Here is a 24,082-nt window from a genome sequence, read left to right as displayed (position 1 = left end):
GTCTCTACTCCCAGTCCCACCCGATCCCCAGCAGGCAGGGCCGCAGGGCGGTCGCCACCAGATGGACGCAGTGGTGGCCGTCGAGGGTCAACTCCTCGCTCTCGTACGGGGCTTCGCCGGGCGAGTGCAGCGCGAAGCGGTGGCAGCGGACGGGCAGGGCGACCGGGTCGAAGGTGACCTGGAGGACGTACTGGGCGGCGCCGGAGTTGAAGCCCCGGACGTACTCGCAGGTCGGCTCCGGGGCGGGGGAGTCGTCGAAGCCGTAGCCCAGGAGGTGGGTGTCCCCGGCGCGCAGGCGGCGGTCGAGGAGGAGTTCGGCGGCGAGGAGGTGGTGGGCCTGGTCGCGGCGGATGCGGCCGGGCCGGCAGTTCTCCTCGGCGCGGACGCCGACGCGGGTGATGTCGCTGCCCGGATCCCCCTGGTAGAGGGCGAGGTAGCGGTCGATGCCGTCGCGGTGGGCGCGCAGGGCGTGCTGGGAGTCGCGGCGGGTGAGGCGGCGGTCGGCGCCGACGCGGATGCGCTCGATGTGGGTGAGGGTGTGCAGGCCGGTGTCGCGGGGGCCGGAGATGGTGGCGAGCAGGTCGTCGACGGCGGTGGCGGGGGCGATGAGGTCGCGGTAGGGGAGGACGGGCGGGCCGTCGGCGGCCGTGGGGGCGGTGCGGCGGGGGCCGAGGAGCCGGGTGAGGGAGTGGGCGGGCAGGTCGAGGACGTCCTCGAGGGCGGCGACGGCCCGCAGCGACTCCGGGCGTTCGGGGCGGCGGCGCCCCTGCTGCCAGTAACTCAGGCTGGTGAGGCCGATGTTGACGCCGCGCAGGGCCAGGTGGCGGCGCACGCGGTGGAGGGCGAGGCCGCGGGTGGTGATCGCGGTGCGCAGGGCGAGGTGGAAGGGGCCGGTGCGCAGGGCGGCGGTGAGGTCGGCGGGGTCGCTGCGGGGGATGGCTGCCTCCTGGCGCGGAGAGGGGGACTCGGGCAGGCCGGGTTTTGACCGTGAATATTCACATCCGGCCGGTGGTTTGTCACCGGTCCCGGCACGTCACCCGGGCCTTCTTGAGGCGGCGTTCACACCCGTGGGCACCCGTTCACACCCCAACGCCGGTACGGCCGGGGGCCGTTGACCGGCCCCTTCGGCGGCGCGATGCTCATGGCGCGATCCGGACCGCGCCCCCACACCGCACCTCGCTCCGCTCGTGCAAGGAGGCATTCCCCCATGCCAGTCCCACGGATACGACCGCGCCGCGCGGTCGCCCTGCTCACCCTCGGCGTCCTGGCCCCGGCGCTCACCGCCGCCGTCTGCACCCCCGCCGTCGCCGCGCCCGCCGAGGCCCGCGCCACCGGGGCCCACGTGCGCCAGGCCGCCGCGCCGGGCAGCACGGCCGACCTGGCCGGCACGTACAAGAAGCTCAACATCAGCATGCAGCAGCAACAGCAGAACAACTGGTGCTGGGCGGCCAGCGGCAACACCATCGCGACCTGGTTCGGCTACAACTACAGCCAGAACCAGTTCTGCAACGCCGCGTTCGGCCGCTCGGTCGACTCCAGCTGCCCCAACAGCCAGGCCTCGCTGGCCGAGGTGCAGAACGCCCTCGACTGGGTGGGCATCGCCCCGGGCTCGTACGTCACCGGCTACCTGCGCTACGCCACCATCCAGACCGAGGTGGACGCGAACCGCCCGGTCGAGACCCGCATCCAGTGGAGCTCCGGCGGCGGGCACATGCACGTCGTCTACGGCTACGACACCGGCAACAACTGGGTCTACTGGGGCGACCCGTGGCCGTCCAACTACCGCTACAACTGGGGCGACTACTGGTACTACGTCAACAACAGCACCTTCTCCTGGACCCACTCCCTCTACCGGATCGGCGCGTGAGGTGGCGACCATGACCGAGTCGAACCGCATCCGACGGGCCGCCGCGGCCGCCCTGATCGCCGCCGGCCTCACCCTGGCCGCGGCCCCCGCCGCGCAGGCCGACCAGCCGGCCGGTGCCCCGGAGCCGGTGCCCGCCGCCGAACTGGCGCAGGCGCGCGGAGCCGTCCAGTCCCCGGCCGTCCTGGACCAGCTCGGCCACTTCTTCGCCCGCAAGGGCGTCCCGCCGACGCAGCAGCTCACCATCGGCGCCGCCGAGGAGGCACGGGCGGCCGGCGCCTCCGCGCCCCGCCTGTCCGGGGACACCGTGCCGGTGTACACCCTGGACGCCGCCTTCGTGGCCGGCACCCCGGGCGCACCGGTGGCGAAGGCGGAGTTCACCGCGAGCAAGGTGGTCGCGGCGGACGGGCAGAGCGCCTCGGTCTGGACCGTCCGGCAGGGCGGCTCCTGGCGGGTGGTGAACATCGCCTCCGGCGGCGACGAGAGCGACTACGCGGCCAGGGCGGCGGGAACCGGCGGCGGTACGGCCTTCCGCGAGCCGCAGATCAACGCCTGGTACGTGCTGCGCGACGGCCGGGTGCTGCCGCTGGACGACGAGGCCCGCCGCTCGGTGGGCGAGGGCGGCGTGTCGCTGGCGGCGTACCAGAAGCTGGTGCACAAGCGGTACGGGGACAAGCTCCCCGGCTCGGCGTACGACCGGGCCGGGGAGGGCGGCGGCTACCAGGTGGACGCTGCCGACGGGACGGGCGGCGGCTCGCGGCTCCCGGCCGTGACGGCGGCCGCGGCGCTGGGCGTCACCGTGCTGGCGGGCACGGGCGCGGTGCTGAGGCGGCGCCGCAGCACCCGCTGAGCCGCACAGGACGGCGGGGGCCCGACCGGGCCCCCGCCGTCACGGCGTCGCCGTCACGTTCCCGCCGTCACATTCCCGCCGTCACGGCCTTTGCCGTCACAGCCCGGCGAACCCGCTGGTCAGCAGCGAGAACGCCCGGTCGACCAGGTCGGTGATGTCCTCCCGCCCGTCGCTCTCCGCCCACCGCATCACCGCCTCCGTGGTGGCGGCGGCGATGACGGCGGCGGCCACCCGCATGTCGTACGTCGGCTCCTCGACGCCCGCCCGCCGGGTGAGCACGGCGAGGAACAGCTCCTGCGGGCTGTTGTCCGTCCGGTGGAGCCCGGCGCGCAGCGCGGGCACCTCGTGGACGAGCCGCATCCGGACGATCAGCTCGTCGCGGTCGTGTTCGAGCAGGTGCCTGATCATGCCGAGCAGGACGGCCCGGCAGGACTCCAGGAACGGTTCCCCGGCCGGGCGCCGCAGCGCGGCGGCGAGGATCGCCGGGTCGTACTCGTCGGTGAGGACGAGGTCCTCCTTGGTGGCGAAGTACCGGAAGAAGGTGGACGGGGAGACCTCGGCGGCGGCGGCGATCTGCTCCACCGTGGTGCTGTCGAAGCCCTGGGCGGCGAAGAGCCGGTACGCCTCGCGGCGGATGGTCTGGCGGGTCTTGAGCTTCTTGCGTTCACGCAGCGACAGCGGCGCCTCCAGCAGGGCCTGGACCTCGTCGGTCGGGAGGCCCGGGGCGTCCGGAAGGGCCGCGGTCGGCTGCTCGGTCGTCATGCCCCCGATTATCGACGATCTCCGGCGGCTCCCGGGGCCCCGGTGGCCGGCATCCGGGCCGCGACCAGCAGTGCCGACAGCACCGCGAGCACCCCGGCGACCAGCAGCACCAGCCCCATGCCGTGGACGTACGCGGCGTGCGCGGAGGTGCTGAGCGCCGGTCGCCCGTAGGTGCGGGCGAGGGCGTCGGCGGCGACCACCGAGGTGCCCGCCCGGTGGGCGGCGTCGGCGGCGAGCCCGGCGGTGTCCAGCGCGCCCCGGTAGGAGCCGGCCAGCAGGCTGCCGAAGGCGGCGATGCCGATCGCGCCGCCGACCTGCCGCAGGGTCTGGAGCAGCCCGGCGCCGACGCCGGCCTTCGCGGGCGGCAGGGTGACCAGGGCGGTGGCCTGGGCGGTGATGAGGGACAGGCCCATGCCGAAGCCGAGGACGACCAGCCAGACCGCGGCCCGCCCGTAGCCGTCCGAGGCCCCGGTGCGGCTGCCGAACAGCAGGGCGGCGCCGATCATGGCCAGGCCCGTGGTGACGACGGTGCGGGCGCCGACCCGATCGACGAGCCGGTCGGTGAGCTTGGCGGCCACCAGCAGCCCGAGCATCATCGGCGTGATCCGCAGCCCGGAGCCGAGCGCATCGGTGCCCAGCACGCTCTGGAAGTAGAGGGGCAGGACGAAGAAGGCGCCGAACATCACGAGCGAGATCAGCGTGGCGGCGAGGGCGGACCAGCGGAAGGCCGGGTCGGCGAGCAGGCCGAGGTCCAGCATCGGGTCCTTCTGCCGGCGGCTGCGCAGGACGAGCGCGGTGAGCGCGAGCACCGAGCCGATCAGCGTGGCGAGGACCGTGGGGTCGTGCCAGCCCCGGTCGGCGCCCTCGATGATCCCGTACGTGAGGGCGCTCAGGCCGCCCGCGGCGAGCAGGGTGCCGAGCGGGTCGATCGCGGGCGCGGCCGGGTTGCGGCTCTCCGGCAGCAGCAGGAGGCAGGCCACGACGCCGAGGGCGGTCAGCGGGACGTTGACGGCGAAGACCGAGCCCCACCAGAAGTGCTGCAGGAGGAAGCCGCCGATGAGCGGGCCGAGCGGGGCGCCGGCGGCGAGCGCGGCGGCCAGGATCGCGGTGGCGCGGCGCTGTTCGGCGGCGGGGAACAGCCCGGGGATGACGGCCAGGGCCATCGGCATGACGAGCGCGCCGGCCAGGCCCATCGCGGCCCGGGCGGCGACCAGGGTGGCGGGGGAGTCGGCGAGCATGCCGATCGCGGAGGCGAGCCCGAACAGGGCGAGGCCGACGGTGAGGGTGAGCCGTCGGCCGAACCGGTCTCCGAACAGCCCGGCGGGGAGCATCGCGGCGGCGAAGACGACGGTGTAGGCGTCGACGATCCACTGCTGCTGCCCGGTGTCGGCGTGCAGGTCGCCGGCGAGGGTGGGCAGGGCGACGTTCATGATCGTCATGTCGAAGCCGATCACCAGGGCGCTCAGGGCGACGGCGACCAGGGCGAGCCAACGGCGGGGGTCGGCGGTGGGGGCGGGGGCGTGCTCGGTGGCGGCGGACACGGGCGGTGCGGTGGACACGGTTGACCTCCGGCGGGCCTCGGTGGACCCCGTGACGGAGCCCATGGTGAGAGTCTCTCGCAAATGAGAGTAACTCCCAAAAGATGCCGACCGCCACCTTGATGTCGATGTGACCTGATGGGCGCGCAGGGTGATGTGTCCTGGAAGTGCTGCTTCCGCACAAGGAATTGACGCAACGTTGATCTGTCGTTCGCCGCCCCGGGGCAGTCGCGAGTGACTGTCGGTAGATAGCATGTGGCAATCGGTCAGTGCTGACCGACGCGTGCCGAGAGCGGAGAAGGGGTGGGGCGGCAGGAGCCGACCACGAGCCCGGCGCCGGGAGAGGGGAAAGCCGAAGTGGCCGACGACGGGAACGACGGGCAGGCGAGTGCCCAGGTGTGGAGTGCGGCGGTGGTCGTGGCCTCCGCGCTGGCCGTGGTGGCGGCCTATCTGATCAACGGCGCCGTGCTGGTCCTCACGGTTGCCGGGGTCGAGGTGCTGCTGCTCATGGTCTACGTGGCCCGGCGCTGGCAGGCGATGCACCGCCCGCCGTCGCCCGTCGGCCACCGCCCGTCCCGGCGGCGCATCCCGGACGCCGCGCACTGCGAGCGCTGCCGCCGGGCCCGCGAGGCGCTGGACGCCCGGCAGGCGCGCGGGCGCACCGCCCCGGCCGAGCCGTCGGCGCGGCCCGCCGCGGAGCCCGTCCGGCCGGAGGCCGCCGCCGGGCACCCGGACCTCCCGGAGCAGTCGCCCTCCCCGCACCGGCAGCAGGGCCGGGCGCCGTACGAGCGGCCCTGGACGGCGGAGCGGGCGGCCGCCAGGTCCGTGGACCGTGCGACCGCCCGCCGTGGCGCGCCGGGTTCAGCCGGCCGTGCTGTACGCCACCAGTGAGACGCCGACGTACTGGACGATGAAGGCGCCCAGGGTGAAGGCGTGGAACACCTCGTGGAAGCCGAACCAGCGCGGTGAGGGGTTGGGCCGCTTGAGCCCGTACACCACGCCGCCGACGCTGTAGAGCACGCCGCCGACGATCATCAGCACCAGGACGGCGACGCCGCCGGTGCGCAGGAAGTCCGGCAGGAAGAACGCGGCGGCCCAGCCCAGCGCGATGTACACCGGGGTGTAGAGCCAGCGCGGTGCGCCGACCCAGAACACCCGGAAGGCTATGCCGGCCAGCGCCCCGCCCCAGGCGACCCAGAGCAGCACCTGCTGGTCGGCGCCCTTGAGCAGCAGCATCGTGAACGGCGTGTAGGTGCCCGCGATGATCAGGAAGATGTTCGCGTGGTCGAGCCGGCGCAGCACGGCGTCCCCGCGCGGTCCCCAGGTGAAGCGGTGGTACACCGCGCTGACCCCGAACAGCAGCCAGGCGCTGACCGAGTAGATCGCGCAGGCGATCTTGGCGGACGGGGAGTCGGCCAGGCAGATCAGCACGATCCCGGCGGCCACCGTGGCGGGGAACATTCCGGCGTGCAGCCAGCCCCGCCACTTCGGCTTGGCCTCGGTGGGCGCACTCTCCGTGAGCGCAGCAGCAGTCATGCGCAGCATGCTACCCGCTACCTACGCCTCCGTAGGTTACTGACGCGTAAGGAAGTGGTGATCGTCACTCTTGGACGTTTTGGAGTGTTCGGGGTCGAGTTCCCGGTGTCAGGGACCGGCCGGGAAGGCTCTGTTACTGGCCAGTAATCATACTTTCAGTAGTAAAAGCTGCGTCAATTTCGACTCGGCGCCGCAATCGGGCACGAACTCCGGAGCTACGCTGCAAGCACCCTCAGACCCCCGCTACGCCGTCTCCTCGCCGAGACGGCGTGAAGGAGCGATCGTGTCGTACGAGATCTCTGCTCTCAGCGCCTCCGCGCCCACCCGCCACAAGCAGCTGCTGGCCTGGGTGAGCGAGATCGCCGAGCTCACCCAGCCGGACCGCGTCGAGTGGTGCGACGGCTCCGACGAGGAGTACCAGCGCCTCGCGGACCTGCTGGTGGCTCAGGGCACCTTCAAGAAGCTGAACGAGGAGAAGCGCCCCAACTCCTACTACGCCGCCTCGGACCCGACGGACGTGGCGCGCGTGGAGGACCGCACCTACATCTGCTCCGAGCAGGAGAAGGACGCCGGCCCGACGAACAACTGGAAGGCCCCCGCCGAGATGCGGGAGCTGTTCCAGGGCGAGAAGGGCCTGTTCCGCGGTGCCATGAAGGGCCGCACCCTGTACGTCGTGCCCTTCTCCATGGGCCCGGTCGGCTCCCCGCTGGCCGCGTACGGCGTCGAGATCACCGACTCCGCGTACGTCGCCGTCTCCATGCGCGTCATGACCCGCATGGGCAAGGCCGTGCTGGAGCAGCTCGGCGAGGACGGCGACTTCGTCAAGGCCGTGCACACCGTCGGCGCCCCGCTGGCCGAGGGCCAGGCGGACGTGCCGTGGCCGTGCAACAGCACCAAGTACATCTCGCACTTCCCGGAGACCAGGGAGATCTGGTCCTTCGGCTCCGGCTACGGCGGCAACGCCCTGCTCGGCAAGAAGTGCTACGCCCTGCGCATCGCCTCGACCATGGCCCGCGACGAGGGCTGGCTGGCCGAGCACATGCTCATCCTCAAGCTCACCCCGCCGAACGGCGCCGAGCCCCAGTACGTCACCGCCGCCTTCCCCTCCGCCTGCGGCAAGACCAACCTGGCCATGCTCCAGCCCACCATCCCGGGCTGGAAGGTCGAGACCATCGGCGACGACATCGCCTGGATGCGCTTCGGCGCGGACGGCCGCCTCTACGCCATCAACCCCGAGGCCGGCTTCTTCGGCGTCGCCCCCGGCACCGGCGTGGACACCAACGCCAACGCCATCGACACCCTGCACAGCAACACGGTGTTCACCAACGTCGCCCTCACCGACGACGGCGACGTGTGGTGGGAGGGCCTCACCGAGGAGCCCCCGGCGCACCTCGTCGACTGGCGCGGCAACGACTGGACCCCCGAGTCCGGCACCCCGGCCGCCCACCCGAACGCCCGCTTCGCCGTCCCGGCCGCGCAGTGCCCGACCATCGCCCCCGAGTGGGAGGACCCGGCGGGCGTGCCGATCTCGGCGATCCTGTTCGGCGGCCGCCGCGCCACCGCCGTCCCGCTGGTGACGGAGTCCTTCGACTGGCAGCACGGCGTCTTCCTCGGTGCCAACATCGCCTCCGAGAAGACCGCCGCCGCCGAGGGCACCGTGGGCGAGCTGCGCCGCGACCCGTTCGCGATGCTGCCGTTCTGCGGCTACAACATGGGCGACTACTTCGCCCACTGGCTGAAGGTCGGCGCGCAGGCGGACGCCTCGAAGCTGCCGAAGATCTACTACGTCAACTGGTTCCGCAAGAACGCCGACGGCAAGTTCGTCTGGCCCGGCTACGGCGAGAACAGCCGGGTGCTCAAGTGGGTCGTCGAGCGCCTCCAGGGCGCCGGCGCGGGCGTCGAGACCCCGATCGGCGTGCTGCCCACCGTCGAGGGCTTCGACCTCGACGGCCTGGACCTCTCCAAGGAGGACCTCGACCTGCTCTTCACCGTGGACGCCGACATCTGGCGCCAGGAGGCCGCGCTCGTGCCGGCCCACCTGGAGCTGTTCGGCGAGCACACCCCGAAGGAGCTGTGGGACGAGTACCGGAACCTGGTCGCGCGTCTGGGCTGAGCCTGAGCCTCAGTCGAGACAGCGGTGGGCGCGCGGCACGAACCGCGCGCCCACCGAGCGGCAGGACGGCCGGAGTTCCGTCGTGCGGTCTTTCCCCGACCAAGGAGACCGCACGGCCCGGGACTCCGGCCGTAGTGTTCTCGGACCCCTACGGCTGCGAGTAGCCGGAGAGGAAGTCGCCGATCCTGGTGACGGCGTCGGTGATCTCCTCCGCGCGGGGCAGGGTGACCAGCCGGAAGTGGTCGGGTTCGGGCCAGTTGAAGCCGGTGCCCTGGACGAGCAGGATGCGCTGGGAGCGCAGCAGGTCCAGCACCATCCGGGCGTCGTCCTTGATCTTGTGGACCTTGGGGTCGAGCCTCGGGAAGGCGTAGAGCGCGCCCTTGGGCTTGACGCAGCTGACGCCCGGGATCTGGTTCAGCAGCTCGTACGCGGCGTCGCGGGAGGCGAGCAGCCGGCCGCCGGGCAGCAGCAGGTCCTTGATCGACTGCCGGCCGCCGAGGGCCGCGGCCACCGCGTGCTGGGCGGGCATGTTGGCGCACAGGCGCATCGAGGCGAGCACCGTCAGGCCCTCGATGTAGCTGCGGGCGCGGGAGCGGTCGCCGGAGAGCACCATCCAGCCGGAGCGGAACCCGGCGACGCGGTACGCCTTGGAGAGCCCGTTGAAGGTGATGCAGAAGAGGTCCGGCGCCAGGGTGGCCAGCGGGACGTGCTCGGCGTCGTCGTAGAGGATCTTGTCGTAGATCTCGTCGGCGTAGACGACGAGTTGGTGGCGGCGGGCGATCTCGGTCAGCCCCTCCAGCACCTCGCGCGGGTAGACCGCGCCGGTGGGGTTGTTGGGGTTGATGACGACGAGGGCCCTGGTCCGGTCGGTGATCTTGGCCTCGATGTCGGCGAGGTCGGGGTACCACTCGGACTGCTCGTCGCAGCGGTAGTGCACGGCGGTGCCGCCGGCCAGCGAGACGGAGGCCGTCCACAGCGGGTAGTCCGGCGCGGGGACGAGCACCTCGTCGCCGTCGTCCAGCAGCGCGGTCATGGCCAGCTGGATCAGTTCGGAGACGCCGTTGCCGAGGAAGACGTCGTCGACGCTCAGCCCGTGCAGGCCGCGGTCCTCGTAGTGCATGACGATCGCGCGGCGTGCGGAGAGCAGGCCCTTGGAGTCGCCGTACCCGTGCGCGTTGGCGAGGTTGCGCAGGATGTCCTGGAGGATCTCCGGGGGCGCCTCGAAACCGAAGGTGGCCGGGTTGCCGGTGTTGAGCTTGAGGATGCGGTGGCCCTGCTCCTCCAGCCGCATCGCCTCGTCGAGTACCGGGCCGCGGATGTCGTAGCAGACGTTGGCGAGCTTGCTGGACTGAATGACCTGCATGCCCGCCTACTTTAGGGGTACGGACGGCCCGCTCGGCGGGTCCGCGGAAGGGTGCTTCCGGGGGCTCTCCGGACCCCCTTGGATCGGCAGGCGGGGGAGTCGGGCGGCCTTCCAAACCGGCTGCGGGGTGTCCGGAATGCTCAGGTATGCGAGGGGCGCTCGCGGGCTGCCGTAAAGAAGGAGACGGAGGGCACATCTCTTCGCGGTTCCGGCACGGCAGGATGTGGCCCGGAAGCGGACGAGCGGAGGGGACGCCGGTGGGCGCGGTCGTGGTGGTGGCGGTGCTGGCGGCGCTCCTGGCGGCCCCGGTGCAGCGGGCGCTGGTCGCCCGGTTCGCCGTGCCGGAGGGCGAGCCCCGGCGCGAGGCCTGCCCCTCCTGCGGGCGGGCGTTGCGGCTGCTGCCGCCGACGGGGCGGTGCCCGGGCTGCCGGGAGCGCCTCGGTGCAGGGCCCTGGACGGTGGAGGCGGTCGCCGTGGCGGCGGCCGTCGCGGTGGCGCTCGGTGCGGACGGGCCGGCCGTGGCCCCGGCGCTGGGCTGGGCGGCGGCCGTCGGCGTGGTGCTCGGCTTCGTCGACGCCCGGGTGCGCCGGCTGCCGTACCGGCTGACCCTGCCGCTGATCGTCGGGACGGCCCTGCTGCTGGTGGTGGCGGCGCTGGCCGAGGGGCGGCCCGGGGTGCTGCTGCGCTGCCTCCTGGCGGCGCTGGTGATCGGGGCCGTCCTCGAACTCGCCGTCTGGCTGGGCGCGTTGGGCCCCGGTGACTCCCCGCTCGGGCTGGCCCTGGGCGGGCTGCTCGGCTGGTACGGCTGGTCGGCGGCGCTCGGCGGGCTGGTCGCCACGGTGGTGCTGGCCGGCCTCTGGGCCGCCGTACGGGCCGCCGCCGCGCTGGCCCGGCGCCGCCCGGTGCGCGGACTGCACCTCCCGCTGGGCCCGTTTCTGCTGCTGGGCGCGCTGCTGGCCGTGCTCGCGTACTGAGAAGGTGCCAAGAGGACGGAAGGTGCCAAGAGGACGGAAGGGGCCAAGAAGACGGAAGGGGCCCGTCGTACCGGTTGGAAGGTACGACGGGCCCCGCCGCCGGCGCGCAGGCCCCACCCTCAAGGAGCGGCGCGCCGGGGTGAGTTGGGCTCTCAGGGCATCTTGTGCACGAACGGGCCGACGGTGTTCGAGAACGCGTTGCCGTTGTTGACGTCCCAGTTGGTGGACCAGGTCATCGCGCCGCGGATGGTCGGCCACTTGGCCGGCGGGACGAAGCTGCCGCAGTTGTTGCCGGTGGCCAGGCAGTCCAGCGCGTTGTTCACCACGGTCGGCGAGACGTAGCCGCCGCCGGCCGCCTTGGAGGAGGCCGGGACGCCGATGCCGACCTGGTCGGGCCGCAGGCCGCCCTGGATGTGGGTGCAGACCTGCGAGGTGATGAAGTCGATGGTGCCCTGGTTGTAGACCTTGCCGTCGCAGCCGTTCATGCCGCCCGAGTTGTAGAACTGGGTGTTGACGACGGTCAGGATGTCCTTGGTGTTCAGCGCCAGCTGGAAGTAGGCGCCGGCGGTGCTGTACATCCCGATGGTCTCGGGGGCCATCGTCAGGATGAAGCCGGGGCCGACCTTCGCCTGGAGCGAGTGCAGCGCGCTGCCGAGCGGTCCGGCCTGGACGCCGTTCTCCAGGTCGACGTCGATGCCGTCGAAGCCGTAGTCCTTGATGATCGAGTAGGCGCTGTTGGCGAAGTTGTTCCCGGCCGTCGCGTCGCCCACCGTGATGGCGCCGTTCTGGCCGCCGATGGAGAGGATGACCTTCTTGCCGGCGGCCTGCTTGGCCTTGATGTCGGCGCGGAACTGGGCGTCGGTGTAGCCGCCGAGGGCCTTGGACAGGCCCGGGTCCAGGGTGAAGCTGATCGCGCCGGTCTGGGTCGGCACGGCGTCGGCGAAGGAGACCGCGATGATGTCGTACGCGTTCTGCACGTCGCTCAGGCGCTGCGCGGTCGAGCCGTTGTCGAAGTTCTGCCAGTAGCCGGTGATCGCGTGGGCGGGCAGGCCGGTGACCGGCGGGGTGGTGCTGGTCGGGGTGGCGGTCGGCGTGGCCGTGGGGGTCGGGGTCGCCGTCTGGGTCGCGGTCGCCGTGGGGGTGGGCGTCGCGGTCTGGGTCGGCGTGGCGGTGGCGGTGGGGGTCGCCGTCGCCGTCTGGGTGGGAGTGGGGGTGGCGGTCGGGGACGGCGTGGAGGTGCCGCCGGGGCCGAGCAGCTGGACGTCGTCCGCCTGGTAGGCGCTCTGCCCGTACCAGCCGTGCAGGTAGACCGTGACGCTGGTGGTGGTCGCCCCGGTGGTGAAGCTGGTGGAGAGCTGGTTCCAGCTGTTCTGGTTCGACCAGGACGACGGGTCGGTGCCGCCGGTGCCGCGGGCGCCGAGGTAGACGTACGGGCCCTGGACCCAGGCGCTCAGCGTGTAGCTGGAGTTGGGCAGCACGCTGATGGTCTGGGTGCACTCGGCGGTGTCGCCGGCCCCCGGGGTGGCCTGCAGCGCGCCGGTGCCCGAGTGGGTCGGGGAGGCGACGGCGGCCGCGGCGCCGGAACAGGACCAGCCGCTCAGGCCGCTCTCGAAGCCGCCGTTGGAGACCAGGTTCCCGACGGCCGCGCTGGCGCCGCCGGCGAACAGGGCCAGGCTGCCGCCGGCCAGGACGAGGGCGGTGGCACCGGCCGCGACGGCCGGGAGGGGGCTGCGCCGGCGCTTGTGGGCAGGCTGGTTCAGCGTACGGGCCATGGGGTGACGCTCCTGAGGGGAGGAGCGGCCGCCGCGGTGGGGGGCGCGGCGGCCGCGTGTGGGGGAGGGCGATGCGTCTGGTGTGGGGGAGGAGCGAGCGGTGGTCGCTGCGTCCTGGGTCACAAGCTGGACTAGACCATTGCCGGTCGTCAAGCATTCGAGCGTGCGCTTACGGATTCCTTAAGGAATCGGAGACCGTTCCGTGTTCATGACGGAAACCCCCTTCCGACCCCCGCGACACGCCCGCCGGGACAGACTCCGTACAGGACCGTGACCTGACCGCTACCTGCGGCTTTACCGGGTGCCTGCCCACCGGAGTAGGCTGCGCCGGGGGCTGAGACGCACCACCTGAACGAAGCACGGAGGGGCCGGGAACCATGGGTCTGCGCGATGTCGCCGAACGGACGCCGGGGCTGCGCACCCTGCTGGACGGGATGTACGGGCTCTACGGCCGCCGCGTCGAGGTGCACCTCGCGCGGACCCCGCACCACATCGGCGTGATCCTCGACGGCAACCGGCGCTGGGCCAAGGCCACCGGCGGCTCCACCGCGTACGGCCACCAGCGCGGCGCCGACAAGATCACCGAGTTCCTCGGCTGGTGCGACGAGACCCACGTCAAGGTCGTCACCCTCTGGATGCTCTCCACCGACAACCTCGACCGCCCCGCCGACGAGCTCGTCCCGCTGCTCGGCATCATCGAGGAGGCCGTCACCGGCCTGGCCGCCGCCCGCCGCTGGCGCGTCAACCCCGTCGGCGCCCTGGACCTGCTGCCCGAGCACACCGCCGGCGTCCTCAAGCGCGCCGCCGAGGAGACCGCCGGGATCGACGGCATCACCGTCAACGTCGCCGTCGGCTACGGCGGCCGGCACGAGATCGCCGACGCCGTCCGCTCGCTGCTCCAGGAGCAGGCCGGACGCGGCACCTCGATCGAGCAGTTGGCCGAGATCCTCACCGTCGAGCACATCTCCGAGCACCTCTACACCCGCGACCAGCCCGATCCGGACCTCATCATCCGCACCTCGGGCGAGCAGCGGCTGTCCGGATTCCTGCTCTGGCAGAGCGCCCACAGCGAGTTCTACTTCTGCGAGGCGTACTGGCCGGCCTTCCGCAAGGTGGACTTCCTGCGGGCCCTGCGCGCGTACGAACAGCGCCAGCGCCGAATGGGTCTCTGACCCCTGCGGGAGGTTTGAGGGGCGGCCCCGCCCCGAAATGACCGCCGTAGGGCTGGCCTACCCGGGCCACTCGCGAGGCCAAACGTTCACCGGCAATGATCCGTCAGTTCTCCGGGGGCGCGAATGCACCGCCGCTCGCCTGGGAATACTCCTGCTTAGTCCGGCCCCGAGGCCACCGGGGCAGCGGGGGCCGGCTTGCCGCGGATGACGCAGGGTCATCCGCTCTGGAGGCCTAGTGGTCAGTTCCAAGAGCCGCCGGACACCAGACCGGCGCACGTACGTTCTCGACACCAGCGTGCTCCTGGCGGACCCTCTCGCCATGACCCGCTTCGAGGAGCACGAGGTCGTCCTCCCCGTGGTGGTGGTCACCGAGCTGGAGGACAAGCGACACCATCCCGAGCTGGGGTACTTCGCCCGGCAGGCGCTGCGCCTGCTCGACGACTACCGCATCCGCTTCGGCCGGCTCGACGAGCCGATCCCGGTCGGCGAGCTCGGCGGGACGATCCGGGTCGAGCTCAACCACTCCGACCTGTCGATACTGCCGGCCGGCTACCGCGCCGGCGGCGGCGAGGCGGACGCCCGCATCCTGGCCGTCGCCCGCAACCTGCAGGCCGAGGGCTACGACGTCACGGTGGTGTCCAAGGACCTCCCGCTGCGGATCAAGGCCAGCTCGGTGGGCCTGCTCGCGGAGGAGTACCGGGCCGAGCTGGCGATCACCTCCGGCTGGACGGGCATGTCCGAGCTCCACGTCCCGGCGGACCAGGTGGACGCGCTGTTCGGCGCCGGCCACGACGCCTCGGTGGACGTCGACGGCGCGGGCGAACTGCCCGTCCACACCGGACTGGTGCTCACCTCGGAGCGCGGCCGGGCGCTCGGCCGGGTCACCGGCGACGGGCGGGTGCGGCTGGTGCGCGGCGAGCGGGAGGCGTTCGGGCTGCGCGGGCGCAGCGCCGAGCAGCGTGTCGCGCTGGACCTCCTGCTGGACCCGGAGATCGGCATCGTCTCGATGGGCGGCCGGGCCGGCACCGGGAAGTCGGCGCTGGCGCTGTGCGCGGGCCTGGAGGCGGTGCTGGAGCGGGGGCAGCACCGCAAGGTGATGGTCTTCCGGCCGCTCTACGCGGTGGGCGGCCAGGAACTGGGCTACCTGCCGGGCAGTGAGGCGGAGAAGATGGGCCCCTGGGCCCAGGCGGTGTTCGACACCCTCTCCGCGGTCACCACCCCGGACGTGATCGAGGAGGTCATCTCCCGCGGGATGCTGGAGGTGCTGCCGCTCACGCACATCCGCGGGCGCTCGCTGCACGACGCCTTCGTGATCGTGGACGAGGCCCAGTCGCTGGAGCGCAACGTCCTGCTGACGGTGCTGTCCCGGATCGGCCAGAACTCGCGGGTGGTGCTCACCCACGACGTGGCGCAGCGGGACAACCTGAGGGTGGGCCGGTACGACGGCGTGGTGGCGGTGGTGGAGAAGCTGAAGGGGCATCCGCTCTTCGCGCACATCACGCTCACGCGCTCGGAGCGCTCGCCGATCGCGGCGCTGGTCACGGAGATGCTGGAGGACATCCAGCCGTGATCCGTCCCTGATCGGGGCATAGTCGGACAATACGGTCAACTGACCGTGCGGGGCCCGCTTCTGACGGAGCGGGCCCCGTCCCTTTTGTCGCGGTGAAGCCCCGGTGAATGTGACATGCGCCACGCGAGCGGGAATTGCGTCGACACCACCCCTTGCGGCATGGTGAGGGTTCTGTCAGGCCCCGCGTACGGCGCGGCAGGGCTTCCGGACTCCGGAGGTCAGGCCCCGGAAGGTCCGCCAACTCCGGTCGGTGGACCGACAATTGAAAACCGATGGGCCGTACGCCGCCCGATTCCAACGTCAGGTCGCCTCAACTCGACCGGACGCCGGGCCAGCACCTCCCGTGACCAGAGCACCGTGCGGAGGTCCGTGTTCAGGGGCATCTTGCGCCCGTACGGTCACGCGTGGGCGACGCTGGAAGGAAACCATGTGACTCGGATCTCGGTCCGGGGAGTTGCTGTGGCCTCTGCCACCGCCGTCACCGCTGTCGGTGCCGTCGTGGGTATGGCCTCGGGCAGCGAGGGCAAGAGCACGCAGACGGTCGACGTGGCCGGTGCGACCCTGCTCGCCGAAGTCCCCTCTGGCGCCCAGGCGCAGACCATCAGCGACAACATCGGTCAGCAGGCGACCGCCCAGCAGGCCTCCGCCGACGCCGCCGCCAAGGCCGCCGCCGAGCAGAAGGCCGCCGAGGAGGCCGCGCGCCAGAAGGCGGCCGCAGACGCCCAGGCGAAGGCCGATGCCCAGGCCAAGGCCGACGCGGACGCCAAGGCGGCCGACGACGCGCGCAAGGCCGAGGCCGCGAACCGGTCCAAGGCCCGGTCCGCGATGTCCGCGACCGACACCAGCGCGCCGCCCGTCTCGGTCAGCCCCGGTTCCGTCCAGGACACCGCCCGGCAGATCATCGGCGACGACTCCCAGTTCCAGTGCTTCAGCAACATCGTGAAGCGCGAGAGCGGCTGGGACTACACCGCGACCAACAAGAGCTCCGGCGCGTACGGCCTCGTGCAGGCGCTGCCCGGCACGAAGATGGCCTCGGCCGGTGCCGACTGGCGCACCAACCCGGCGACCCAGATCAAGTGGGGCCTCGGCTACATGAACAGCCGCTACGGCAGCCCCTGCGGTGCCTGGTCGTTCTGGCAGGCCCACAGCTGGTACTAGGAGACCCGGGGCTCCTCACGGATCTTCACGACGGCCCCCGGCCGGACCGCCCGCTCCACCGAGCGCGGCGGGCCCGCCGGGGGCCGTCGCCGTTGCGGCCGCGGGGCGCGGACGCGGCGCGCGGGGAGGGGTCCTGGTGCTTCCCGCGCGGCCGGTCCGCCGACAGTTGGCTCTCGGCCCGCGGCCGGTCGGGCTCCCCGTTCGGACTCCTCCCCGGCGGTTCCCGTCCGAAACAGGTGGAACGTAGGTATTTGTCCCTGTTTCCCGGATGAGTGGATGGACTCGAACGTGCTGTGGGGGCGGACTCGCCGCCCTCACGGCGGGTAGCGTCATCCCTGACGGCCGTGGCGGGACCCACGGCGTCCCGCCGTGGGCGGGAGGGAGCGGCAGGGAAGCGGTGGACACGAGGATGGCGCGGGGCGGAAAGGCCTTCAAGGCCGTGGCCAAGAGCATGGCCGTGGTGGCGAGCGCGGCCGCCGTGATCGAACGGCGCCGACGCGCCGCGATGGCGGCCGAACCGCACGAACTCGCCGTCGCCGACGCACAGTCGACGGCGGTCGCGGTGTCGGCGCCGGTGCCGGTTCCGGTGTCTGTGTCGGTTCCGGCGTCTCCCGCCGAGCAGGAGCCGGAGGCCGTGGAGCTGCGGAAGCCGGTCGAGCCCGCACCGCTGCCGGTGCCGGTGGCGGCCCCGGCGCGGCAGCCCGTCGCCGCGGCGGCGCCCGCGCAGGCCACCTTCGGGCGGGAGTACCACCCGGGCCGGCCCGCCACCCCCGCCGAGGCGGTGCCCTGGGGGCTGCGGGTGGCCGCCGAGTCGACCTGGCGGCTGCTGCTGCTCGGCGCCGCGCTGTACGTCGTCTTCTACGTGGTCGACATGCTGCGGCTGGTCGCGCTGTCGATGCTGGCCTCGCTGCTGATCACCGCGCTGCTGGAGCCCTCCGTCTCCTGGCTGCGCCGGCGCGGGGTGCCGCGCTCGCTGGCGGCGGGCGGGGTGTTCCTGAGCGGTCTGGCCGGGATCGGGCTGGTCGGCTGGTTCGTGGTGTGGCAGGTGACGGACAACGTGGACACCGTCACCACCAAGGTCAAGACCGGTGTCGACCAGATGCGGGACTGGCTGATCGACGGGCCGCTGCACCTGACCCACCAGCAGGTCACCGACTTCGCCAACCAGATCACCGGGGCGATCACCAGCAACACCGACCGGCTCACCTCGGTCTCCATCACCGGCGCGCAGATCGCCGTCGAGGTGCTGACCGCGCTGATGATGACCTTCTTCACCACCTTCTTCTTCCTCTACGACGGGGCGAAGATCTGGAACTGGGCGCTGCGCTGCCTGCCCCGGCAGTCCCGCTTCGCGATGGCCGGGGCCGGGCCGAAGGCCTGGGCGACGCTCACCGCGTACGTGCGGGGCACCGTCTGCGTGGCCTTCATCGACGCGGTCTGCATCGGGATCGGCGTGGACGCGCTGGGCGTGCCGCTGGCGATGCCGATGGCCGTGATCATCTTCCTGGGCGCCTTCGTCCCGCTGGTCGGCGCCCTGATCACCGGTACCGTCGCGGTGCTGATCGCGCTGGTCACCCAGGGGCCGTGGACGGCGCTGATGGTGCTGGTGGTGCTGATCGTGGTGATGCAGGTGGAGAGCCACATCCTGCAGCCGCTGATCCTCGGCCGGGCCGTGCGGGTGCACCCGCTGGGCGTGGTGCTGGGCGTCGCGGCCGGCGGGATCGTCGGCGGGATCGGGGGCGCGGTGGTCGCCGTGCCGCTGATCGCCGTGACCAACACCGTCATCGGGCACCTGCGGCGGCGCAACGAGGCGGGGCAGGCCGTGTTCACCGCGATGGAGGCCGCCCGGGAGGCCGCGGAGCGCTCCGCGGCGGCCCCGCAGGCGCAGCCTCATCCGCAGCCTCAGATCCATCCGCAGGCGCAGGTGCAGCCCGCCACGGAGTAGGGCCGGAGCACGCGGAAGGGCCCCGTCGGACATGGTGTCCGGCGGGGCCCTTCCTCTGTGCGGTGGCGCGGGCGCCGACGCGGGTGCGTCAGACGTCGGCGGCGGCCAGGGCGGCCTCGGAGTCGAGGACGGAGGCCACGGCCTGGAGCACGGCGGCGATCTTCACCGAGGCCTGGACGACCTCGCGGTCGACACCGGCCTTGCGCAGCACGGCCTCGTGCGAGTCGAGGCACTGGCCGCAGCCGTTGATGGCCGAGACGGCGAAGCTCCACAGCTCGAAGTCGATCTTCTCGACGCCCGGGGTGCCGATGATGTTCATCCGCAGACCGGCCCGCATCGTGCTGTACTCCTTGTCGGAGAGCAGGTGCAGCGTCCGGTAGTAGACGTTGTTCATCCCCATGATCGCGGCCGCGCCCTTGGCGGCGGTGTACGCCTCAGGGGAGAGGTTGGCCTTGGCCTCGGGCTCCAGCTCGCGGAGCACGGCGGGGCTGCGGGTGGCCATCGCGCAGGCGAGGACGGTGCCCCACAGCTGCTGGGCGGGGAGGTCGGAGTTGCCGATGACCGAGCCCAGGTTGAGCTTGAGGTCCTTGGCGTAGTCCGGGAGGGCGGCCTTCAGGTCGTCGAGGGCCATGGGTCAGCCGGCCAGCAGGGACTCGGCGTCGAGGGTGTCCTCGCCCTTGTTCCAGTTGCACGGGCACAGCTCGTCGGTCTGCAGGGCGTCCAGCACCCGCAGGACCTCCTTGGGGTTACGGCCGACGGAGCCGGCGGTCACCATGACGAACTGGATCTCGTTGTTCGGGTCCACGATGAACACGGCGCGCTGGGCGGTGCCGTCCTCGTTCTCGACGCCGCAGTCGCGCATCAGGTCGTGCTTGATGTCGGCCAGCATCGGGAAGGGCAGGTCGCGCAGGTCCTTGTGGTCCTTGCGCCAGGCGTGGTGCACGAACTCGGAGTCGCCGGAGACGCCGAGGATCTGGGCGTCGCGGTCGGCGAACTCGTCGTTCAGCTTGCCGAACGCGGCGATCTCGGTCGGGCAGACGAAGGTGAAGTCCATCGGCCAGAAGAAGACGACCTTCCACTTGCCCTCGTAGGACTTGTGGTTGATGTCAGCGAAGGCGCTCGCGGCGTCCAGGTCGACACAGGCCTTGAGGTCGAACTCGGGGAACTTGTCACCGATCGTGAGCACGTTCGCTTCTCCTGAAGTGAGACTGAGGGGAGTTTGTCCGGATTCCGGACGCGTTCCACATTTCCACATCGTGGACTGATCAGGGAAATAGCTACCCTGGATGTGTCTGATCGGAGATTGTTATCAGTACTGAACGGTCCACGTCGCGGCCCGGCCCCCGTAGGGGCTCCGCCGCCAAACACGACCCGACTGTGGCGAGTGCCACAGTCCGCTCCCCGCGCACGCCCACCGTCGCCCAGCTGAGGGCCTTCGTCGCCGTCGCCGAGCACCGGCACTTCCGGGAGGCCGCCGCGGCCACCGGGACGAGCCAGCCGGCGCTGTCGGGGGCCGTCGCCGCGCTGGAGGAGTCGCTGGGGGCGCAGCTCATCGAGCGTACGACGCGCAAGGTGATCGTCACTCCGCTGGGGGAGCGCGTCCACGCGCACGCGCGCCGGGTGCTGTCCTCGCTGCAAGCCCTCACCGAGGAGGTCGAGGCCGCCCGCAGGCCGTTCACCGGGCCGCTGCACCTGGGCGTCATCCCGACCGTCGCGCCCTACCTGCTGCCCACCGTGCTGCGGCTGGTGCGCGACCGCTTCCCGGAGCTGGAGCTGCACGTCCACGAGGAGCGCACCCCCTCGCTGCTGGAGGGGCTGGCCGCCGGGCGGCTGGACGTGCTGCTGCTCGCGCTGCCGGCCGGCGGCACCTCGCCGACCCGGGACGTCCCGCTGTTCGACGAGGACTTCGTGCTGGTCACCCCGCCCGGGCACCCGCTGGCCGGGCGGGTCGACGTGCCGCGCGACGTGCTGCTCGACCTGGAGGTGCTGCTGCTGGAGGAGGGGCACTGCCTGCGCGACCAGGCGCTGGACATCTGCCGGGAGGTCGGCGCGGACCCGGGGGGCTCCACCACCCGGGCGGCGGGGCTCTCCACGCTCGTCCAACTCGTCGCCGGAGGGCTCGGCGTGACGCTGCTGCCGGCCACCGCGCTGGACGTCGAGGCGGGGCGCACCGACCGGCTGGCCGCGGTGCGCTTCGCGGCTCCGGCGCCGGGGCGGCGGATCGGGCTGGCCACCCGGCCGGGGTCGGCGCGCAGCCCGGAGTACGACCGGTTCGCGGCGGCGCTGCGGGAGGTGCTGGCGGAGCTGCCGGTGCGGATCGTCGACTGACGCGGATCCTCAGCCGACGGGGTGCGGCCAGCCGGCCGCGGGCCCGTCCAGGCAGAGGCCGACGGTCGTGGCGACGAGCAGGTCGAGCCCGCGCCGGGTGCCCCGGTCCGGCTCGTCGCCGGGGCTGCGCAGCGTGAGGTGGCGGGCCGTCAGGCCGTCGAAGCCGGTGAGGAAGTGGACGGCGATCTGGTCCGCCGGGACGGCCAGGGCGAGGCCGTGGGCGGCGGCCAGCGCGCCGATCATCTCGGTGGCCGTGCCCTCGATCTCGCGCTGGAAGCCCAGCATGATCTCCTTCACGTCCGGGTCGCGCATCGCGAGCGCGCCGAACTCGCTCAGCAGCATGCAGTGGCCGTCCGCGCCGGTGGCGGCCTCCCAGATGGCGTGGACGAGGGTGGCGACCTGTGTGCCGAAGGGGCCGTCGCCGGGGGAGGCGTTGCGCACCGCGCCCATGAAGTCGGCGGTGACCTGCTCGACCACGGCCCGGTAGAGGTCCTTCTTGGTGCCGAAGGTGTAGTGCACCGTCGCCTGGGCCACGCCGAGCTCGGCCGCGATCGCCCGGGTGCTGGCGGCCGTGACCCCCACGCGGGTCATCAGCTCGATGGCGGCCTGGACCAGTTGGGGCCTGCGCTCGGAGGCGGGGACGTGTGCCATCCCGCCAGGGTAGCGCCATGGTCGGGCAACTTCGTCAGCCGATCCTGTCGATCGATCCTGTCAGCCGATTGGGTCGCTCAACTTTGTCACTCGACAAACTTGAGCGTACGGTGGGCGCAGACCAGTGCCAGGCGTCCGCCTGCCCGAGGACCGACTCGCGAGAGGTCACCCATGGCCACGTACCTGTACCGATTGGGCCGCTCCTGCTTCCGGCGACGGCGGGCCGTGCTCGCCGTCTGGATCGCTGTCCTGATCGCCGTCGGCGGGGTCGCGGGGGCCTTCGCCGGCAAGACCAGCACCGAGTTCAAGGTGCCCGGCACCGAGGCCCAGGCAACCCTGGACAAGATCACCGGCACCTTCCCGGAGCAGGGTCACGGCTCCGCCCGGGTCGTCTTCGCCGCCCCCGCCGCCGGCGGGGCCACCGCCCCCGGGGCGGGCGAGGCGGTCAAGGAGGCGGTCGGCCGGATCGCCGCCGTCCCGGGCGTGGCCGCCGTGCCCGACCCGTACGCCACCGGCGCCGTCTCGCCGGACGGCCGGATCGTGATCGCCCTGGTCTCCTTCGACCACAAGCTCGCCGACGTCACCGACCAGCAGCGCGAGGCCGTCAAGGCCGCCGCCGAACCGGCCCGCGCGGCCGGGCTGGACGTCGCCTTCGGCGGCGACGCCTACCAGGAGATGGCCCAGGTCGAGGGCGGTAGCGAGTCGATCGGCCTGCTGGTGGCCGGCGTCGTGCTGGTGGTCACCCTGGGCAGCCTGGTCGCGGCCGGGCTCCCGCTGCTGACCGCGCTGATCGGCGTGGCCGTCGCGATGGCTGGGCTGCTCGCGCTCACCGGCCCGTTCGAGATCATCACCACCGCGCCCGTGCTGGCCCTGATGGTCGGCCTCGCCGTCGGCATCGACTACGCGCTGTTCATCCTGTTCCGGCACCGCCGCCACCTGCACGAGGGCCTGGAGCCCGAGGAGGCCGCCGCCCGCGCCACCGCGACCGCCGGCAGCGCCGTCGTCTTCGCCGGCCTCACCGTGGTCGTCGCGCTCGCCGGTCTGGCCGTCGCCGGGGTCCCGTTCCTCACCGTGATGGGCCTGGCCGCCTCCGGGGCCGTCGTGATCGCCGTCCTGATCGCGATCACCCTGCTGCCCGCCCTGCTCGGCTTCGCCGGCCGCTCGCTCGACCGGCTGCCGGTCTGGAAGCCCGCGCTGGCCGCCACCGACGGCAGGACCACCATGGGCGAGCGCTGGGCCCGGTTCGTGGTCCGCCGCCCGCTGCCCGTCCTGCTCGTCGGCCTCGCCGGGCTGGGCGCGCTCGCCGTGCCCGCCGCCGGCCTCGAACTCGGCCTGCCGGGCGCCGGCTCCCAGGCCTCCTCGACGGACGCCCGCAAGGCGTACGACCTGGTCAGCGAGGGCTTCGGGCCCGGGTTCAACGCCCCGCTGGTCGTCGTGGTGGACACCCACGGCAGCCCGCATCCCGAGCAGGCCGTCCAGGGGGTCGCCGCCGAACTGCAGGGGCTGAAGGGCGTGCAGACGCTGCTGCCGCCCGCCGTCGACCAGGCCGGTGGCACCGCCCTGGTGACCGTCATCCCGAAGACCGGCCCCGACCACGCCGACACCAAGGCCCTGGTCAACGAGATCCGCGACCAGCGCCCGGCGCTCGAGGCCTCGACCGGTGCCGAGATCGCCGTCACCGGCACCACGGCCGCCAACATCGACGTCTCCACCAAGCTCGGCCAGGCCCTGCCGCCGTTCCTCGCGGTCATCGTCGGCATCGCGGTGGTGCTGCTGGCGATCGCCTTCCGCTCGGTGCTCGTCCCGCTCAAGGCGGTGGCCGGGTTCCTGCTCAGCATCACGGCCTCGCTCGGCGCCGTCGTCGCCGTCTACCAGTGGGGCTGGCTCGACGGGATCATCGACGTGCCCAAGGTCGGGCCGGTGGTCAGCTTCGTGCCGATCCTGCTGATCGGTGTGCTGTTCGGGCTGGCCATGGACTACGAGCTGTTCCTGGTCTCCGGGATGAAGGAGCAGCACGTCCACGGCGCGACCCCGCGCGAGGCCGTCGTCGGCGGCGTCCGCAACGGCGCCCGGGTGGTGACGGCGGCCGCGCTGATCATGGTCGCGGTGTTCGGCGCCTTCGTCTTCGGCCACGACCCGATCGTCCAGCCGATCGGCTTCGCCCTGGCGATCGGCGTGCTGGTCGACGCCTTCGTGGTGCGGATGGCCCTGGTGCCGGCCGCCATGGCGCTGTTCGGCAAGGCCGCCTGGTGGTTCCCCGCGCGGCTGGAGAAGGTCGTCCCGCGCGTCGACATGGAGGGCGAGCAGCTCATGGCCGAGCTGGACGCCCGCCCGGCGGAGCGGGAGCCCGCCGGGGTCTGACGGGCCCCGGGCGCGGGTCCGGGTCTAGGTCCAATGCCGGTGACTTATGACTTAGGTCGTGTCCGTTCCGGCAATCGTGACGATTGCCGGAGCGGGTGGCGGCCAGTTGCGGTGTTCGGCCCGTT

At 72.5% G+C, this 24,082-nt stretch carries 20 protein-coding genes; 11 read left to right on the top strand and 9 right to left on the bottom strand.

Annotated elements, in window-relative coordinates; genetic code table 11:
• Positions 1–4: 4 nt before the first annotated feature.
• On the bottom strand, positions 5–937 hold the full coding sequence (locus ACIRRS_RS35530; protein ID WP_402980283.1) for a hypothetical protein: 933 nt from the start codon (positions 935–937) through the stop codon (positions 5–7).
• A gap of 270 nt (positions 938–1,207) precedes the next feature.
• Here ACIRRS_RS35530 and ACIRRS_RS35525 point away from each other — a divergent pair, with 270 nt between their 5' ends.
• Together ACIRRS_RS35525 and ACIRRS_RS35520 are read left to right on the top strand one after the other, a co-directional pair.
• Positions 1,208–1,867 carry a papain-like cysteine protease family protein gene (locus tag ACIRRS_RS35525; protein ID WP_402980208.1) on the top strand — a complete coding sequence of 220 codons (660 nt, stop codon included), beginning with the start codon at positions 1,208–1,210 and terminating at the stop codon, positions 1,865–1,867.
• Between the two features lie 10 nt (positions 1,868–1,877).
• Positions 1,878–2,714 (top strand): hypothetical protein, encoded by an 837-nt coding sequence (locus ACIRRS_RS35520; RefSeq protein WP_402980205.1) that lies wholly within the window; start codon positions 1,878–1,880, stop codon positions 2,712–2,714.
• Between the two features lie 96 nt (positions 2,715–2,810).
• Here the strand turns inward: ACIRRS_RS35520 and ACIRRS_RS35515 are convergent, their stop codons facing one another.
• Positions 2,811–3,476, bottom strand: coding sequence for a TetR family transcriptional regulator (locus tag ACIRRS_RS35515; protein WP_402980203.1), 666 nt, complete (start codon positions 3,474–3,476; stop codon positions 2,811–2,813).
• Between the two features lie 8 nt (positions 3,477–3,484).
• Positions 3,485–5,035 (bottom strand): MFS transporter, encoded by a 1,551-nt coding sequence (locus ACIRRS_RS35510; RefSeq protein ID WP_402980201.1) that lies wholly within the window; start codon positions 5,033–5,035, stop codon positions 3,485–3,487.
• Positions 5,036–5,371: 336 nt separating this feature from the next.
• Between ACIRRS_RS35510 and ACIRRS_RS35505 the strand changes: the two genes are divergently transcribed.
• The gene (locus ACIRRS_RS35505; protein ID WP_402980199.1) at positions 5,372–5,905 is read left to right on the top strand and encodes a hypothetical protein; all 534 of its coding nucleotides are present in this window, start codon (positions 5,372–5,374) and stop codon (positions 5,903–5,905) included.
• Here the strand turns inward: ACIRRS_RS35505 and ACIRRS_RS35500 are convergent.
• Positions 5,876–6,550 (bottom strand): hemolysin III family protein, encoded by a 675-nt coding sequence (locus ACIRRS_RS35500; RefSeq protein ID WP_402980197.1) that lies wholly within the window; start codon positions 6,548–6,550, stop codon positions 5,876–5,878. The two genes, ACIRRS_RS35505 and ACIRRS_RS35500, sit on opposite strands and share 30 nt — an antisense overlap.
• Before the next feature lie 283 nt (positions 6,551–6,833).
• Here ACIRRS_RS35500 and ACIRRS_RS35495 point away from each other — a divergent pair, with 283 nt between their 5' ends.
• Positions 6,834–8,663, top strand: a complete 1,830-nt coding sequence (locus tag ACIRRS_RS35495) for a phosphoenolpyruvate carboxykinase (GTP) (protein ID WP_402980195.1) — start codon at positions 6,834–6,836, stop codon at positions 8,661–8,663.
• Positions 8,664–8,811: 148 nt separating this feature from the next.
• Here the strand turns inward: ACIRRS_RS35495 and ACIRRS_RS35490 are convergent, their stop codons facing one another.
• On the bottom strand, positions 8,812–10,026 hold the full coding sequence (locus ACIRRS_RS35490; RefSeq protein WP_402980193.1) for a pyridoxal phosphate-dependent aminotransferase: 1,215 nt from the start codon (positions 10,024–10,026) through the stop codon (positions 8,812–8,814).
• A gap of 257 nt (positions 10,027–10,283) precedes the next feature.
• Between ACIRRS_RS35490 and ACIRRS_RS35485 the strand changes: the two genes are divergently transcribed.
• Positions 10,284–11,000: a prepilin peptidase gene (locus tag ACIRRS_RS35485; RefSeq protein WP_402980191.1), complete on the top strand. Its 717-nt coding sequence runs from the start codon at positions 10,284–10,286 to the stop codon at positions 10,998–11,000.
• Positions 11,001–11,152: 152 nt separating this feature from the next.
• On the opposite strand, the gene ACIRRS_RS35480 is transcribed toward ACIRRS_RS35485, so the two are convergent.
• Positions 11,153–12,772, bottom strand: coding sequence for a chitinase (locus ACIRRS_RS35480; protein ID WP_402980189.1), 1,620 nt, complete (start codon positions 12,770–12,772; stop codon positions 11,153–11,155).
• A gap of 377 nt (positions 12,773–13,149) precedes the next feature.
• On the opposite strand from ACIRRS_RS35480, the gene ACIRRS_RS35475 reads away from it, so the two are divergent.
• The 4 genes from ACIRRS_RS35475 to ACIRRS_RS35460 all read left to right on the top strand — a co-directional run bounded on the left by ACIRRS_RS35475 (position 13,150) and on the right by ACIRRS_RS35460 (position 18,617).
• The gene (locus ACIRRS_RS35475; RefSeq protein WP_402980187.1) at positions 13,150–13,944 is read left to right on the top strand and encodes an isoprenyl transferase; all 795 of its coding nucleotides are present in this window, start codon (positions 13,150–13,152) and stop codon (positions 13,942–13,944) included.
• A 235-nt stretch (positions 13,945–14,179) separates the two neighbouring features.
• Positions 14,180–15,514 (top strand): PhoH family protein, encoded by a 1,335-nt coding sequence (locus ACIRRS_RS35470; RefSeq protein ID WP_402980185.1) that lies wholly within the window; start codon positions 14,180–14,182, stop codon positions 15,512–15,514.
• 429 nt (positions 15,515–15,943) lie between these two features.
• Positions 15,944–16,672 (top strand): transglycosylase SLT domain-containing protein, encoded by a 729-nt coding sequence (locus ACIRRS_RS35465; RefSeq protein ID WP_402980182.1) that lies wholly within the window; start codon positions 15,944–15,946, stop codon positions 16,670–16,672.
• 397 nt (positions 16,673–17,069) lie between these two features.
• Entirely contained in the window at positions 17,070–18,617 is a 1,548-nt protein-coding gene (locus tag ACIRRS_RS35460; RefSeq protein WP_402980179.1) for an AI-2E family transporter, read from the top strand.
• Between the two features lie 88 nt (positions 18,618–18,705).
• On the opposite strand, the gene ACIRRS_RS35455 is transcribed toward ACIRRS_RS35460, so the two are convergent.
• Both ACIRRS_RS35455 and ACIRRS_RS35450 read right to left on the bottom strand, forming a co-directional pair.
• On the bottom strand, positions 18,706–19,248 hold the full coding sequence (locus ACIRRS_RS35455; RefSeq protein ID WP_402980176.1) for an alkyl hydroperoxide reductase: 543 nt from the start codon (positions 19,246–19,248) through the stop codon (positions 18,706–18,708).
• 3 nt (positions 19,249–19,251) lie between these two features.
• Positions 19,252–19,803, bottom strand: coding sequence for a peroxiredoxin (locus ACIRRS_RS35450; RefSeq protein ID WP_031076510.1), 552 nt, complete (start codon positions 19,801–19,803; stop codon positions 19,252–19,254).
• 191 nt (positions 19,804–19,994) lie between these two features.
• Here ACIRRS_RS35450 and ACIRRS_RS35445 point away from each other — a divergent pair, with 191 nt between their 5' ends.
• Positions 19,995–20,945, top strand: coding sequence for a LysR substrate-binding domain-containing protein (locus ACIRRS_RS35445; RefSeq protein WP_402980173.1), 951 nt, complete (start codon positions 19,995–19,997; stop codon positions 20,943–20,945).
• Between the two features lie 9 nt (positions 20,946–20,954).
• On the opposite strand, the gene ACIRRS_RS35440 is transcribed toward ACIRRS_RS35445, so the two are convergent.
• On the bottom strand, positions 20,955–21,596 hold the full coding sequence (locus ACIRRS_RS35440) for a TetR/AcrR family transcriptional regulator (protein ID WP_402980170.1): 642 nt from the start codon (positions 21,594–21,596) through the stop codon (positions 20,955–20,957).
• Between the two features lie 171 nt (positions 21,597–21,767).
• Here ACIRRS_RS35440 and ACIRRS_RS35435 point away from each other — a divergent pair, with 171 nt between their 5' ends.
• Positions 21,768–23,957, top strand: a complete 2,190-nt coding sequence (locus ACIRRS_RS35435; protein ID WP_402980167.1) for an MMPL family transporter — start codon at positions 21,768–21,770, stop codon at positions 23,955–23,957.
• Positions 23,958–24,082 lie beyond the last annotated feature (125 nt).

Source organism: Kitasatospora sp. NPDC101183, from assembly GCF_044767945.1.
Taxonomy (GTDB): Bacteria; Actinomycetota; Actinomycetes; order Streptomycetales; family Streptomycetaceae; genus Kitasatospora.
The sequence above is the reverse complement of the archived record's forward strand: the minus strand, read 5'-3'. Positions and strand labels throughout refer to the sequence as shown.

Excerpts from the sequence above, each read along its gene's own strand:
- ACIRRS_RS35525 (WP_402980208.1), top strand. The coding sequence starts at position 1,208 with ATGCCAGTCCCACGGATACGACCGCGCCGCGCGGTCGCCCTGCTCACC.
- ACIRRS_RS35520 (WP_402980205.1), top strand. The coding sequence starts at position 1,878 with ATGACCGAGTCGAACCGCATCCGACGGGCCGCCGCGGCCGCCCTGATC.
- ACIRRS_RS35515 (WP_402980203.1), bottom strand. The coding sequence starts at position 3,476 with ATGACGACCGAGCAGCCGACCGCGGCCCTTCCGGACGCCCCGGGCCTC.
- ACIRRS_RS35500 (WP_402980197.1), bottom strand. The coding sequence starts at position 6,550 with ATGACTGCTGCTGCGCTCACGGAGAGTGCGCCCACCGAGGCCAAGCCG.
- ACIRRS_RS35490 (WP_402980193.1), bottom strand. The coding sequence starts at position 10,026 with ATGCAGGTCATTCAGTCCAGCAAGCTCGCCAACGTCTGCTACGACATC.
- ACIRRS_RS35480 (WP_402980189.1), bottom strand. The coding sequence starts at position 12,772 with ATGGCCCGTACGCTGAACCAGCCTGCCCACAAGCGCCGGCGCAGCCCC.
- ACIRRS_RS35475 (WP_402980187.1), top strand. The coding sequence starts at position 13,150 with ATGGGTCTGCGCGATGTCGCCGAACGGACGCCGGGGCTGCGCACCCTG.
- ACIRRS_RS35455 (WP_402980176.1), bottom strand. The coding sequence starts at position 19,248 with ATGGCCCTCGACGACCTGAAGGCCGCCCTCCCGGACTACGCCAAGGAC.
- ACIRRS_RS35440 (WP_402980170.1), bottom strand. The coding sequence starts at position 21,596 with ATGGCACACGTCCCCGCCTCCGAGCGCAGGCCCCAACTGGTCCAGGCC.
- ACIRRS_RS35435 (WP_402980167.1), top strand. The coding sequence starts at position 21,768 with ATGGCCACGTACCTGTACCGATTGGGCCGCTCCTGCTTCCGGCGACGG.